Origin of the sequence: Desulfosporosinus sp. HMP52 (genome assembly GCF_000765145.1) — a bacterium.
GTDB lineage: Bacteria > Bacillota > Desulfitobacteriia > Desulfitobacteriales > Desulfitobacteriaceae > Desulfosporosinus.
This window is the reverse complement of record NZ_JMGA01000008.1, coordinates 1-13,414: the sequence shown is the minus strand read 5'-3', so window position 1 is coordinate 13,414 and position 13,414 is coordinate 1. Positions and strand designations below refer to the sequence as shown.

Below are 13,414 nucleotides of genomic sequence, written 5' to 3'. Positions count from 1 at the left end.
CCTTGCTTTGGGGAGCGGGGTTCATCCTTCGGCGATAGGTATTGTTTTGAAGAACCCGCCTACGGCGATAATCTCCACCGGAGACTATCGTGCCAGATGAGCCATCCGTGGCTCACTGGCGGCAGCGCACGTCCGCCGGCCATGGATGGCCAAGTGTCCCTGGAGCCATGGATGGCGGGAAGGGACCGTGTGCGCTGCCCCGTGTCTGGGGTCGGGAGCTTAAACGGAAGTTTGCTAGGCTGCTAACGTAAAAGACGTCGAGCCCGTGTCGCACGGCGTCCCTGGTCTTAGGTCAAGGGGGGTGCGGTTGGGGAGAAGGCACATTTCATGTGCGCCTTCCGAAATCTTTGCGATATTACTCTCGATATGTGGGGCTACGGCTTAACTGCCCCTAGTTGTCCTTCGACATGCGCTATATTGGCGCATTTTTTTTTGTACCTTTTCCAAGCTTTTGGAAATGATTTATGATAAAGTGGAAGAAAGGCTAGTATAGTAGCAATCAAACAGTCAGGAAAGGGAGATTACCTTGTTTTACCCTTTTGAAATGGAACAATATCTGGAGACGCTGTTAGGTGAACGGGATCCTCTGTTGCGTGAAATGGAAGAACAGGCTTTAAAAGAAACAATTCCGGTTGTAACCCCTACGGTTGGCAACTTTCTCAATTTACTGGTACATATGAGTAAGTCGCAGGCTGTTTTAGAGGTGGGGACGGCAATCGGGTATTCAACAATCTGGTTAGCCCGGGCAGTTAAAGAGACCGGCGGGCATGTTACCACTATTGATATGAATAAGGATCGTTTATTTCGAGCACAGGAATATATTAAACGTGCTGAACTTTCTGATCATGTTACAGCCTTGGAAGGGGATGCTCGGAAAGTTTTAAAGACTCTGGATTCAATGTATGACTTTGTTTTTATTGATGCGGCCAAAGGAGAATACTTAGAGTACTTGAATTTAATTTACCCTTTGATTTCGCCAGGGGGGTTGTTGGTGGTGGATAATGTCCTCTTCCGGGGCTGGGTGGTTCCGGGAAGCAGTTTTGCTCCTAAATATGATCGGATGGTGGGAGGGCTGCGGCAATTTTTGCAGGATCTGGCCTCTAACCCGAATTTCTCGACTACCGTATTGCCCTTTGGAGATGGGGTGTCGATTAGTCGGCGGATAGATTCATGACTTCCGAACAACGTTTTGGGGAAATTGATCTATTAAGGGCAATTGCCATAGTTTTAATGGTTATATTTCATCTCGTTTATGATTTAAGAGAGTTTGCCGGGGTTAAGATTAACTATCAGGCCCCATTTTGGTTTCTGCTCGGAAAAACGTCAGCTCTACTTTTTATCTTTCTTTCCGGTTTGGCCAGTGGCTTTAGCAGATCTCCGGTCAGAAGAGGAGTTAAAGTATTGCTGCTGGGGATGGGGATTACGGGGGTAACTTACTTAGCGCTGGGAGATATGTATGTACGCTTTGGGATTCTTCATTTCTTAGGTGTAACCATGATTTTAGCGCCCTTTTTATCCTCTCTAGCTTCCTCGATTCTTTGGACACTTGCAGGTGCTTCTATCTTGCTGGGGTTATGGTTTAAAAAGATATTGGTTGAAACAAGTCTTTTGATTCCCTTTGGTCTTTTATATAAGGGGTTTGGGTCGATTGACTATTACCCTCTATTGCCCTATAGTAGTGCGACTTTTTTGGGGATTCTTGCTTATCGGCATTTCTATGCTCAGAAATCAGAGCTTGTATTCGCCTTACAGCTCAACTCTAAGCCTATTATCTGGTTGAGCCGAAATTCTTTGATGATTTATTTGGTTCATCAACCCATTATTCTTTTTGCCATTTTCAGTTTTAAGTTTATTTATTGAACATTATTTTTAGTAACTTGTTCAGTTAGACTAAACAATGATTTTCCGGAATAGAAGGGAGTCACGGATATGGCCATGTTTGTTCATGAACATTTGATGCAGGCAGTCTACTTTGCTCCTCGAGGAAAGAAGCGTCTCCTTTTTTTGGGGACAAATATTTCTCAACGCTATTTAAGTCCTGAGGATAAGCTGATAGGATTTGTGGGGGATGCCGGGGCAGGGAAATCCCTGCTTATTCGCGGAATGTTTCCGGGATTAGAACTCACTAATGACGACGATGGAATAAATATTCGGCCTTTACCCCTGATGGATGATGCAGACCGGGGGCATTTTCGTTCCCACACTTATCACTTAGATGTTCGATTTGAGTCGGCGTTTACACAACCTTGGAAAATAGCTGAAGCCATTCAGAAAGCAATATCTAAAGGGCGTCGTGTTGTTGTTGAGCATTTTGACCTGGTTTACCCTCAACTGAAAATGAATGCCGAAGTGATGATTGGAGTGGGAGAGGAAGTAATCGTAACCCGGCCGACGGTTTTCGGTCCGGAGCCCCAAAGTATAGCAGACATTGTTTTTGATTCTATCAAGTACCGACGCATGGCCCACAGTGCTGAGGACATTACATCGATGATTTTAGAAGAAATGGGCTTGCCAAAGCCGGAAGTACATAGTGACATAAAACACGGCTTTGTCCTAGAGCTGCCCGAGAAACCCGATATTGATTTGGATTTGGTGGAACAACGAGTTTGGGATTTAATTAAGGCAGACTTACCGATTTGTTTTGCCAATGACGACCACATACGGGTTGGGGAAATGCTGTATCCTTGCACAGGTCCTCGAATTCATATTCGCCGCTCCAGTGAAATCAAAGGTTTTAACCTACTAAAGGAATTTAGGTTTGACCCGATTGCCCAGCTCTACACTATCGCCGGGATTGTCGGAGAGGAAGTAACACCGGCCCGGTCGCTGGATTTATCTAGTGTGGCTAGGCAGTCCCTGCGCTAAGAAGTAAATAGTAAAAATTTTACTGTTACGGCTCAGGCGATTAGCGTTTCTCTGCTGATTCTGATAAACTAAATATTGACATAAAAGACTGCCGTAGAAAGGTAAGGTATTAATATGCAACGTTCTTATAGTCGAGGAAATGATCAATTACGACCGGTGAAAATCACCCGAAAGTTTACAAACATCCCCGAAGGTTCGGTTCTTATAGAAATCGGAGAAACCAGGGTTTTGTGCACTGCCAGCGTCGAAGAAAAAGTACCGCATTTTCAGAAGGGATCAGGGAAAGGCTGGGTTACAGCAGAATATTCCATGATACCTCGCGCAACCCAAACTCGGACTCAGCGTGAGGCCAGCAAAGGCAAACTTACCGGCCGAACTATGGAGATACAGCGTTTAATCGGTCGTGCTTTGAGATCGGTTATTGACTTAAAGAAACTTGGCGAACGGACAATTTGGCTTGATTGTGACGTCCTCCAAGCGGACGGCGGAACCCGAACAGCAGCAATTACCGGAGCTTATGTGGCCTTAGTCGATGCGGTTCAATATTTGATGGATAAGAAACTTCTTAAAACAAATCCAATACAGGATAGCTTAGCGGCAGTTTCCGTAGGTAAGGTTCAGGGAAATGCAGTTTTAGACTTAGACTATGAAGAAGATTCCCAGGCGGAAGTTGATATGAATATTGTCATGACAGGTGCAGGAAAGTTCGTGGAGATCCAAGGAACAGCAGAAGATATTCCTTTTGATCGCGAGGATCTGAATAATTTCTTAGAACTTGCTGAAAAGGGGATACGTTCCCTAATGGATGCTCAGAAAGCTGCGGCGGAGACATCAGTATGAGAATAGTATTGGCCACTCAGAATAAGGGGAAAATTCGAGAGCTCCAAGAACTGCTTGGAGACGCAGACATAGAAGTGCTTTCATTAAAAGATATTGAAGACTGGGAAGAGGTCGAGGAGAACGGGATAACCTTCGCGGAGAACGCAGCCCTCAAAGCGAAAGCCGCGGTTAAGAAAACCGGTTTAATAGCCTTAGCGGACGATTCCGGGCTGGAAGTAGATGCCTTAGCTGGTAGCCCCGGGGTTTATTCTGCCCGTTTTGCGGGAGAACCTAAAGATGATGAGCGAAATAATGATAAGCTGCTTCAAGAGTTAAAAGGGGTTGCTGATTCTCAACGACAGGCTCGCTTTCGTTGTGCCTTAGTCATAGCAACTCCGGATGGAAAAGAATTTCTTACTGAGGGCACTGTGGAAGGACAAATCTTAACTGAACGCCGTGGAAAAGACGGATTCGGTTATGACCCTCTCTTTTTTGTGTCGGAGTATCAGCGAACTATGGCCGAGCTGACTTTAAGCGAGAAAAACCGGCTCAGTCACCGTGCCCAAGCATTCCGCAAAGCAATCCCCATCCTTCAAACGCTGAAGGTTAAAAGCTAGACCTAAGCATAAGCATAAGCATAAGCATAAGCATCGCTTTTCTCCTCCCAAAAAACTCCGCGGGTTAGGCACTGAGAAGCTGAAAAAGCACATAAAAATCCCCTCCAATTTTTTTAAAACTTTTTTTGATTTTTTCCTTGACGAAACCTCAAAGATGAGCTATACTAATCAAGTCACCAACGGGGTATAGCGCAGCTTGGTAGCGCGCCTGCCTTGGGAGCAGGAGGCCGGGGGTTCAAATCCCTCTGCCCCGACCATTTTTTAAAGACGAAGTTCGAGGTTCAAATTTATAGTGTGTACAAGCTATTGTTTACAGTAGCAATAATTCACAAGCTGTAAATTTGTAGACCTGGGAGTTTGAGCTGGCCCTTTTAAGATGCGCCTGTAGCTCAGTTGGATAGAGCATCTGCCTTCTAAGCAGGTTGTCGGGGGTTCGAATCTCTCCAGGCGCACCAACAAAAAAACTCATGGTGGGTGTGGCGAAGTGGTTAACGCACCGGGTTGTGGTTCCGGCATTCGTGGGTTCAAGCCCCATCACCCACCCCATAAAGAAAAAGCACACCGAGAATTAATTCTCGGTGTTTTTTATGTTTGCCAAATAGTATAGCTTTTTGGTGAGGATTTCTAAAGTATCGGGGCAACCAATGCTACCCCTTTATCTGTAGCCTTGGTGTAGACCGGAAAGGCAACTTCTTCAACAGAAGTGAAGAAATCTCACATAGAGCCAGTGAGTATTTCATTATCTGTGGTGCCGAACAGCGGCATGGAACACAGCAAAGCTAGAGAATGCTAAAAATACAAGAGGACAGGTTCTTAAGTTTGACTACTAAGAATCTGTCCTTTTTTGTACAGTTAAAATCCCTCAGGTTAGACGTAAAATGTCCAAGTCTCTTTTGGACCCCCCTAAAAAATAATTCTAACTTCGTAAAGATATTATGAAAGGTGCGCATTATTCAAGATTTATAACGAAAGAGGTAGGTATCATTTGAAACAAATCACAAAAGGAAAAAAATTAAAGAATCAACTTGCTGTTGCCGTCACAGCAGCACTTTTAGCGTTTCCGTTTAGCTCGGCCCTTGTCTTAGCTGAAACCTCTGCCCAGACCACTACAAGTGCAGATACCGTAACTACAATTACAGAGACTACAGAATCCACAACTGCGGAGACAACGGACGCAGACGTAGTGAGTGGGGATGCAGATAGCACTGAAAGCACAAGTGCTGATACCCCAAGTACAGATGAATCAAGTGCGGATGTATCAGCAACAGATGATACAAGTACAGAAACAACCGACCAGGATGATAATACCGAAGATGCTGAATCGACGACTGTTGTAGATGCAGACGGCAACGAGATTGATCCGGCGAATTGGTTATCAGAACTCATCGGTAAACTCAAATTGGCTTTGTCCTTTGATCCGGCTCGTAAGGCTGAGTTGACTCAGGAGCAGGCATTGGAGAAGCTGGCCAAGGCCCAGAAATTAATGACTGATGGAGAAGCAGAAGGATCTGAGAAGGCTTTTACTGAGTATGCAGACAAAATCACCAAGGCTCAGGAATTTTTAGAGCAAATTGAAGATCCTGACTCGGAAGAGGCCCAAAAGCTGACTATCGCTCTTACCAATGTCAATCAAAACAACATAAAAGTATTAGGTAATCTACTCGAAAAGCTCCCTCCTCAGGCAGCTCAAAAGCTGGCTCTCAATGTAGTGCGTTCTATGGAAAAAGCGGTTACAAAGATGGAAAAGCAAGAGGCCAAAATCGTAGCAGTAGCTGCTGAAGAAACTGATACTGGAACTACTGTTGATTCAACAGACTCAGAAGTCAGAGATGTAGCGCATAATAAAGCATTAAAAAAAGAAGCTAAGGTAGCCTTAAAAGAATTCAAGAAGACACTTAAAGAAAATGGAAAGCTCCAGCTGGAGGATGATCAAGAGGATGCTGAACAGGAGGATAGTCAAGACTCTGATCAGGACCAGGCCTCAACAAACGAAGTGACTGTGACTGAACCTGCATCTTCTCAAGAAACTTCCTTGGCCAATACTCAGCCAACATCTGTAACAATTGCTCCGGCTAGTGTAGAGTCTTCATCAACCGTTGATAGATCCTCTAAGAAGGAAAAGGCAGAGCAGAACCAAAAAGCTGACAATAAAAATGAGAAAGCTAAAGAAAAAAGTGACAACAAAAAGCAGGAGAAACAAAAATCTGAGCGGCAATAAGTCAATGCCTGCTAATTAAATTTACCGGAAATTATGGAAGCGACCTAAGAGCAAGTCCTTAGGTCGCTTTTCTGAATGTCTCACTATTCTTTAGTCGGGTAAGACCTTAGCTCTCCTCAATAAATGGAGTTATTACAAACTCCAGATTATTCGTGATATACTTATTTATCCAATAACTCAAGGGTGAAGGGGGAGGGGGAGAAACCATGAGTAAAGCAAAACCCGGTCCCGACGATTTGCGCCGCTTAATCGGTTACTCAATAATTACATTTTTGAGTGTCTTTTTATTTATTCCGGTAATATGGTTCATTCACCTATTCTCAAATGATCAGGGACTGTATATGCGCTGGGGTATCTGTTCGGCCGTTGTTATTCTATTTAATATTATCTTTTACTTTTGGAAATATCCCGAGAATTGGTTAGGTAACTTAATGGTTTTAATCGGAGTTGATCTGATGGTTTTGATCTTTGAATACTTTTGGTTAATTCAGAGTTTAGGATGACAACCTCTACATGTAATAGGACAGCCGAGGCTGTCCCTTACAACAATCATCTATGACTAGGATCTGAACTTTCATTATTTAAAAAATCCGTCTTTTTAGCGATTACATTAGTTTTTGGTGTTAGTATTCCAGGCTTTTGAGCATTTCCTTCCGGTACGAATTTCAAATTATTTTCTTTACCTAAAGTTGCCATAGTACCCCTCCTTAAAGATCGTCTTTATCTCCCCAAGCTTTGCCTATCCAAACAGCAGCTCCAATCGTAAGGGCATGGAGAAATAACGAAGGTGGACTAAACAAACTATTTGGATTACTAGTTCTTCTTTTCATGCCAAACATTCACAAAACCTCCTCGTATGTTATTTAGACAGTTTAGGTTTTGTGATTTATGTCGAAGCAATACCAGTTAAAATATGTAATCATTTAGATCCAAACTGTATCGAAAGTTTTAAAAACTGAATATTTATGTTTGAAATCAAAAAAACCCCCGCGTCCGGAGGCATGCGCAATATCTTAGGTTTCGTTGTAAATTATAGATTCTCTTAAAACCTTATACGTTTGGGTGAAAAAGTTTGAGGGGGTCGGTAAGTAAAGGATATAAAACTACTGTGGAGAATACTCCTTTGCTTAAGATATACAAAACGGCAATAAACATAAAATAGAGGATAGAAGCCCTTAAAGCCTACCCTCTACTGATTATTAAATTAACTGGAGCCGATGGCAGGACTCGAACCTGTAACCTGCTGATTACAAATCAGCTGCTCTACCAATTGAGCTACATCGGCATGTGTTTTCGACAAGAACTATTGTAGCAAGATTAATAGATTTGGTCAATGTTAAATAGAGGAAATTGGGATCATTTTAGACAGCAAAGCTCAGTTCGAAGGCTGAGGTGACTAATTTCCTAATTTCCATGGCATTTAGGAGTGCTAATCAACCGCCTGGTGGCTTCTGCAAGGACCAATCCATATATACTTGCCCCAATAAAATTTGAAACTACTGTATAAGGTGCTGTGTAAAATAAATCAGGCATTTTGAATAATGTAGCAATTGCATACGAACTGAACCATATAAAAGCCGAATATATCCATCCTTTAGCTAAGTAATGTCTACTACTAACAATAGGGATTAAATACGCAAATCCTACTCCGATAAATCCACAAAATACCATTTGCCCAATCCAGGCAATAATGCTTTCTAAAGCATTAAGAGGTAATCGCCCAAATAATATTTCGGAAGCATAATCCAACATTCTTGTTTGGGTAAAATCTAATACATAGTATGAAAAAAGCGTCCAGATACTTAACGGAATTCCTGCAATTAAACCAACGACAAAACCAAAATACATTCTATCCTTCATAATGGTTGCCTCCTATCTTATTTTTTGTATAAATGGTATGTGTAGAATCAGTTACATAATTCCGTGATAAAGAGGAACTTGCTATAAATTCATAATCCATTTTCCAAAATGGATAGAGTTTTTTACTAAAATTGCCTTGTATGCCCTTGTTTATTATTCCTGATTGTAATTTTATAATTCATTTTATAATTCCCTGTTGACTCAACCAAAACCCAACATGCTGAACTAGGGGATATTAAGTAAGTTTTTGTTCATCCTAAAAAGGACAACAAAAAATCCGCCTGACAACCCAATGTCAAGCGGACTCAGCCTCATAATGTGGTGCGAGAGAAGGGACTCGAACCCCCACGGTTTCCCGCTGGAACCTAAATCCAGTGCGTCTGCCAGTTCCGCCACTCTCGCAAATTTATTTGTTGCAACAGAGAGAATTCTATCATAAATTTTAAGATCTGACAAGTGTGAGATTTTAACAGGGATTATTTTAAAAGATATTTTGGAGATTAAACCTTTCTGCATCAAAAAGATAAGAGAATAATAGTTGTAAGTCAGACAATTCACCCATAGAAAGGGGAATATCTTTTGCACCAATAAATCTTTCTAACCGACCTATGCTAAGATCAATGGTGTCAATCTGTTGGTGATCGAGAATAATGCTCCACCAGTTAGCATTATTCTTCCAACTCTCCTGCACGATCCCTAATTCCTTTTTAGCCTCTTCCCATTGCTGAGCTGAAATAGATTGTTCAACCGTTTTTAAGTGTGCCTCAGTTGCTTGGGTTGTGTTTTTTACAAATCCATAGGAAGCATAGGAGCCTCCCAGTAAAAAAATAACGATAACAATAATAGTCCCTAGGGTTCGCAAATCTATTCACCTCACACTTGAGTCTGTAATGGTTTAACTTTTTTCTTTTTTTGCCTTTCTTTTTCTTGTAAGAAGAGTTTTCCGGAAGAATCTAAGCTGGCAATTAAGACATCTTCGATCTTGTCGAGCTTATGATTCTTGAGTTCTCGCATCAACCAATCCAAATCCTTACCACTTCGCTCTAGATTATCCCTTTTTAGCTTTCCATCTATAATAAGAGTTAAAGGTAAACCTTCATAGGGGGGAGTGATTTTTAAATCGTCAGGAATAATGGGCCTTTTTTGAACCTTAGGCATAACACTAACTTGACCATTGTTTTCTAAAATTGCATATTCGACATCAGCAATATTAGGGATATCGTTAATACGGAGTTCTTCGAGCAAATCGCTCATGTTATAACAATTTCTTCTAAGTTCAGTTTCTGAAATTTTACCTCGATCAATAAGGATACTTGGTTTTCCGCAAATAATATCTCGAGCCTTTTCGCTTTTGAGAGAAATCCAAGCTAAAGTCATGCTTGCAGATAGGAGAACCAGAATGGGAATAATGCCGCTGAGGAGTGGAACCCCATTGTTTTCACTAGGCACAGCCGCGAATTCGGAGATCATGAGGATAACAACTAACTCGAAAGGCTGTAACTGGCCGATTTCCCTTTTTCCCATCAAGCGTAGGGCGATAATAACCACTAAATAAAGAATAAGGGTTCTAACTACAATGATAAGCATGCATGTCCTCCTTTCCTAAATATTTAGGATCTTTGATAGGGTATTTTGCCCTTAATAGCAAGAGTTATCCGTGACGTCTGCTGAGGGGGTCTTCAATTTGATTACGAGAAGTAAGTCTGTTATAATTGATTAGTGAATTTCATAGATGTATTTGGCTTAAGCGGGGGTTTGTAGTCTTAAAAAAACGGTAAGACTAACGAGTATCCACAGCTGCCTTGCACATAGTCTTAAATAGTGTTTAAGGGGGAGAACATAATATGTCAGTCTCAGTTGAAAAACTAGAAAAAAATCTTGTAGCTTTGGAAGTTACCGTAGAAGCCGAAAAATTTGTCAATGCGGTGAATCAAGCAGCTAAAGTGTTGGCCAAGAAAGTTAACGTTCCTGGATTCCGTAAAGGAAAGGCACCCCGTCGCATGGTTGAACAGCATGTAGGAAAAGAAGCACTTTATGACGAAGCCTTAGATCAATTAGTCGGCCCGGCATACTCTGAAGCAGTCCTCGAAAGTGGCATCGACCCTGTAGACCGTCCAAGTGTTGAATTGGTTCAAATTGAGGAAGGAAAAGACCTGATTTTTAAAGCAAAAGTCATGGTTAAACCTGAAGTCGAACTTGGTGAATATAAAGGCCTTAAGATCGAACAAAGTGCAGCCATTATTTCTGAAGAAGAAGTAGAAGAAGCACTTAAAAGCAAGCAGCAGCAACACGCTCGTCTGATGACCCTCGAAGAAGGCAAAGTCGAGAATGATGATACTGTAACCTTAGATTTTGAAGGATTCACAGATGGAACACCTTTCCTTGGCGGTAAAGCTGAGAACTACGAGCTTGTCATTGGCTCAGGAACATTTATTCCCGGTTTTGAAGAAGGTTTAATTGGAGCTGAAATAGGACAACCTGTTGAAGTAAACGTTACCTTCCCTGCTGAATATCATAGTGCAGAGCTAGCTGGTAAAGAGGCTGTCTTTAAAACTCTCGTTAAAAAAATTCAACGCAAAGAACTTTCTGCTTTAGATGATGAATTTGCAAAAGATGTCAGCGAATTTGAGACTCTGGATGAATTGAAAAGCGATTTGCGGAATAAATTAATGAAGACAACTGAAATGCGAGTTAAAGATGAGCATGTCCGCTCCATTGTCTCCAAAGTGGTTGACAACGCCAGCGTTGAGATTCCTGAAGTTATGATTAACGAAAGAATCACTGTAATGGTAGATGATCTCAGTCGTAATCTTGCCCAGCAAGGAATGACTCTGGAGCATTATTTCCAATTTACAAACTCAACTGAAGCAGCTATGAAAGAGGAGCTGCGTCCTCAAGCTGCTGAGAGTGTCAAGACTGATTTAGTTTTAGAAACAATTGCCAAAGTAGAAGGAATTGAGATCACTGAAGACGAATTAGATGAAGAGCTTAAAAAAGCAAGTGAGCGTCACGGACAAGACGCAGCACTGCTCAAACGAACCCTTATAGCGCGCGGGGAGCTACAGTTCTACAAACAAAGCATGAACAGTCAGAAGACAGTCAACTTCTTAGTAGAACAAAATACTTAAAACCCGACGCCTTAGGGGGAATTCTGAGGTATAGAGGTGAGAGGATGGCAAAGTACACTGAAGACAAAAATCAACTCAAGTGTTCATTTTGCGGAAAGACCCAGGAACAAGTCAAAAAACTAGTAGCTGGCCCGGGGGTTTACATTTGTGATGAATGCATTGAACTTTGTAATGAGATTATCGAGGAAGAGCTAACGGATGATCTGGGTGTTGAGATTGGAGACATTCTAAAACCTAAAGAAATTCGGGCAATCATTGACCAGTATGTTATCGGTCAAGAAGACGCTAAAAAGGCGCTTTCCGTAGCAGTCTATAATCACTACAAACGGATTAACTTGGGCATGAAAATCGATGATGTTGAATTGCAAAAATCTAATATCATCATGTTGGGACCTACAGGTTCTGGGAAAACTTTGTTGGCCTCAACGCTAGCCAAAGTTCTTAATGTTCCCTTTGCAATTGCCGATGCCACGTCATTAACTGAAGCAGGTTATGTAGGTGAGGATGTTGAAAATATTCTCTTAAAGTTAATTCAAGCTGCCGACTACGATGTGGAAAAAGCAGAAAAGGGTATTGTTTATATTGATGAGATTGATAAGATAGCTCGTAAATCGGAAAATCCGTCCATTACCAGAGATGTCTCAGGTGAGGGAGTTCAACAGGCCTTGCTGAAAATTCTTGAAGGAACAGTTGCCAGTGTACCGCCCCAAGGCGGCCGCAAACATCCCCACCAAGAATTTATCCAGTTAGATACCACCAATATATTATTTATTGTTGGTGGAGCCTTTGATGGAATTGAGAAAATCATTCAAAACCGTGCCGGACAAAAAACCATGGGTTTTGGTGCTACTATTCCCAACAAGGTAAACTTAAATGTTGGCGAAGTCCTAAAAGGAATACTGCCGGCTGATCTGCAAAAATTTGGGTTGATTCCGGAATTTGTTGGGCGTTTGCCTGTCATTGTAACCCTTGAAGCACTGGATGAAGCAGCATTAGTACGTATCTTAACCGAGCCCAAGAATGCCCTGGTTAAGCAGTATCAAAAACTAATGGAGCTTGATGGAGTAACCTTAGAGTTCAAAGATGCAACCCTCACCAGTATAGCTGCGGAAGCGATTCGTAGAAATACCGGGGCTCGAGGACTTAGGTCAATCCTTGAGGATCTGATGCTCAATGTTATGTATGACTTGCCTTCACGTAATGATGTTTCAAAATGTGTCGTTACGCCGGAAGTGGTCTTAAAGAAAGAAGAGCCGCTCCTTGTAATGACCGAAAAGGTTAAGAAGGGCAAGAAAGAAGAATCGGCTTAAGCAATATTAAACACCGGTAGTTCGTAAGAACTACCGGTGTTTTTAGCGTGTTGTGGGGACGGTCCTTTTAACACTATCGGGTCACGGTTTTGTCGGGCTCTGGGGCGGAGCGCTTCTTAGTGTGTTAACTCGTGCGAAGACAGTGTCTTCGTTCCGCACGCGTTTGCGAGTTACGCCGCTGGCTCGCTTGACAGTTCGCGAGCGCGTCCGAACCTCTTGGTATTTCTGGCCGCATGCTATGCCGTCCGTGGCGCATGCGGCACTAGGAACATCCTGTTCCGTCGCATGTGAACCTGCGGCGCGCTACGGGACGCGAACCGTCGGCCCTCGCCTTAGCGCGGCTTCACTGACGCATCCGCTTAGCAGAAAAGCGCTCCTCCAGTCAGTTTGTTGGGAGTGTAAGCAGATCTTTGGGGGGCTCAGGTATGACTTCGTGAAATCCTTGGCGTGTTAGAAAGGCAGTCTTTAGTTTTTTGGTGTGCTACGGCAGCGGCATGAAAGCTACGCTAAAAAGCCACAAAACACGCTTAAGAACAATCGACCCGAGAGACAGGGCGGCTTCGATCCACAGGAGTGAAACTCATTGCATGGAGAGGC

General features: G+C 42.6%; 14 protein-coding genes and 5 tRNA genes. 12 read left to right on the top strand and 7 right to left on the bottom strand.

Going from position 1 to position 13,414, the window contains the following annotated elements; all coding sequences use genetic code 11:
- The first annotated feature begins 526 nt into the window (after positions 1-526).
- From DP73_RS02720 to DP73_RS02675, 10 genes are all read left to right on the top strand, one after another.
- A complete protein-coding gene (locus DP73_RS02720; RefSeq protein WP_034597248.1) occupies positions 527-1,174 on the top strand; it encodes an O-methyltransferase in 648 nt (215 codons plus the stop codon).
- Positions 1,171-1,860, top strand: a complete 690-nt coding sequence (locus tag DP73_RS02715; protein WP_034597247.1) for a heparan-alpha-glucosaminide N-acetyltransferase — start codon at positions 1,171-1,173, stop codon at positions 1,858-1,860. The genes DP73_RS02720 and DP73_RS02715 overlap by 4 nt, the downstream gene beginning before the upstream one ends.
- 69 nt (positions 1,861-1,929) lie before the next feature.
- Positions 1,930-2,865, top strand: coding sequence for a lantibiotic ABC transporter (locus tag DP73_RS02710; protein WP_034597246.1), 936 nt, complete (start codon positions 1,930-1,932; stop codon positions 2,863-2,865).
- Positions 2,866-2,979: 114 nt separating this feature from the next.
- Positions 2,980-3,705: a ribonuclease PH gene (gene rph, locus DP73_RS02705; protein WP_034597245.1), complete on the top strand. Its 726-nt coding sequence runs from the start codon at positions 2,980-2,982 to the stop codon at positions 3,703-3,705.
- A complete protein-coding gene (locus DP73_RS02700; RefSeq protein ID WP_034597244.1) occupies positions 3,702-4,301 on the top strand; it encodes an XTP/dITP diphosphatase in 600 nt (199 codons plus the stop codon). The genes rph and DP73_RS02700 overlap by 4 nt, the downstream gene beginning before the upstream one ends.
- A 180-nt stretch (positions 4,302-4,481) precedes the next feature.
- Positions 4,482-4,558 (top strand) — tRNA-Pro (locus DP73_RS02695).
- A 121-nt stretch (positions 4,559-4,679) separates the two neighbouring features.
- Positions 4,680-4,756 (top strand) — tRNA-Arg (locus tag DP73_RS02690).
- Between the two features lie 15 nt (positions 4,757-4,771).
- A tRNA-His gene (locus DP73_RS02685) sits at positions 4,772-4,847 on the top strand.
- Between the two features lie 439 nt (positions 4,848-5,286).
- Positions 5,287-6,519, top strand: a complete 1,233-nt coding sequence (locus tag DP73_RS02680; protein ID WP_052090349.1) for a DUF5667 domain-containing protein — start codon at positions 5,287-5,289, stop codon at positions 6,517-6,519.
- Between the two features lie 206 nt (positions 6,520-6,725).
- Positions 6,726-7,022, top strand: a complete 297-nt coding sequence (locus DP73_RS02675; RefSeq protein WP_034597243.1) for a hypothetical protein — start codon at positions 6,726-6,728, stop codon at positions 7,020-7,022.
- 46 nt (positions 7,023-7,068) lie between these two features.
- Here the strand turns inward: DP73_RS02675 and DP73_RS23285 are convergent, their stop codons facing one another.
- From DP73_RS23285 to DP73_RS02650, 7 genes are all read right to left on the bottom strand, one after another.
- Positions 7,069-7,215, bottom strand: a complete 147-nt coding sequence (locus DP73_RS23285; RefSeq protein WP_165574369.1) for a hypothetical protein — start codon at positions 7,213-7,215, stop codon at positions 7,069-7,071.
- 11 nt (positions 7,216-7,226) lie between these two features.
- Positions 7,227-7,358, bottom strand: coding sequence for a hypothetical protein (locus tag DP73_RS24125; protein WP_282432646.1), 132 nt, complete (start codon positions 7,356-7,358; stop codon positions 7,227-7,229).
- A 370-nt stretch (positions 7,359-7,728) separates the two neighbouring features.
- Positions 7,729-7,804, bottom strand: a tRNA-Thr gene (locus DP73_RS02670).
- Between the two features lie 119 nt (positions 7,805-7,923).
- Positions 7,924-8,379 (bottom strand): hypothetical protein, encoded by a 456-nt coding sequence (locus tag DP73_RS02665; protein WP_052090348.1) that lies wholly within the window; start codon positions 8,377-8,379, stop codon positions 7,924-7,926.
- Positions 8,380-8,698: 319 nt separating this feature from the next.
- Positions 8,699-8,781, bottom strand: a tRNA-Leu gene (locus tag DP73_RS02660).
- Positions 8,782-8,860: 79 nt separating this feature from the next.
- Entirely contained in the window at positions 8,861-9,241 is a 381-nt protein-coding gene (locus DP73_RS02655; protein WP_034597242.1) for a DUF4363 family protein, read from the bottom strand.
- 11 nt (positions 9,242-9,252) lie between these two features.
- Positions 9,253-9,966: a DUF421 domain-containing protein gene (locus DP73_RS02650; RefSeq protein WP_034597241.1), complete on the bottom strand. Its 714-nt coding sequence runs from the start codon at positions 9,964-9,966 to the stop codon at positions 9,253-9,255.
- 257 nt (positions 9,967-10,223) lie between these two features.
- Here DP73_RS02650 and tig point away from each other — a divergent pair, with 257 nt between their 5' ends.
- A complete protein-coding gene (tig, locus tag DP73_RS02645) occupies positions 10,224-11,507 on the top strand; it encodes a trigger factor (protein ID WP_034597240.1) in 1,284 nt (427 codons plus the stop codon).
- A gap of 44 nt (positions 11,508-11,551) precedes the next feature.
- Positions 11,552-12,817, top strand: coding sequence for an ATP-dependent Clp protease ATP-binding subunit ClpX (gene clpX / locus DP73_RS02640; protein ID WP_034597239.1), 1,266 nt, complete (start codon positions 11,552-11,554; stop codon positions 12,815-12,817).
- Positions 12,818-13,414 lie beyond the last annotated feature (597 nt).

Bases quoted from the DNA above. Each gene is read 5' to 3' on its own strand.
- DP73_RS02715 (WP_034597247.1), top strand. From the start codon at position 1,171: ATGACTTCCGAACAACGTTTTGGGGAAATTGATCTATTAAGGGCAATT.
- DP73_RS02710 (WP_034597246.1), top strand. From the start codon at position 1,930: ATGGCCATGTTTGTTCATGAACATTTGATGCAGGCAGTCTACTTTGCT.
- rph (WP_034597245.1), top strand. From the start codon at position 2,980: ATGCAACGTTCTTATAGTCGAGGAAATGATCAATTACGACCGGTGAAA.
- DP73_RS02700 (WP_034597244.1), top strand. From the start codon at position 3,702: ATGAGAATAGTATTGGCCACTCAGAATAAGGGGAAAATTCGAGAGCTC.
- DP73_RS02675 (WP_034597243.1), top strand. From the start codon at position 6,726: ATGAGTAAAGCAAAACCCGGTCCCGACGATTTGCGCCGCTTAATCGGT.
- DP73_RS23285 (WP_165574369.1), bottom strand. From the start codon at position 7,215: ATGGCAACTTTAGGTAAAGAAAATAATTTGAAATTCGTACCGGAAGGA.
- DP73_RS24125 (WP_282432646.1), bottom strand. From the start codon at position 7,358: ATGTTTGGCATGAAAAGAAGAACTAGTAATCCAAATAGTTTGTTTAGT.
- DP73_RS02665 (WP_052090348.1), bottom strand. From the start codon at position 8,379: ATGAAGGATAGAATGTATTTTGGTTTTGTCGTTGGTTTAATTGCAGGA.
- DP73_RS02650 (WP_034597241.1), bottom strand. From the start codon at position 9,966: ATGCTTATCATTGTAGTTAGAACCCTTATTCTTTATTTAGTGGTTATT.
- tig (WP_034597240.1), top strand. From the start codon at position 10,224: ATGTCAGTCTCAGTTGAAAAACTAGAAAAAAATCTTGTAGCTTTGGAA.
- clpX (WP_034597239.1), top strand. From the start codon at position 11,552: ATGGCAAAGTACACTGAAGACAAAAATCAACTCAAGTGTTCATTTTGC.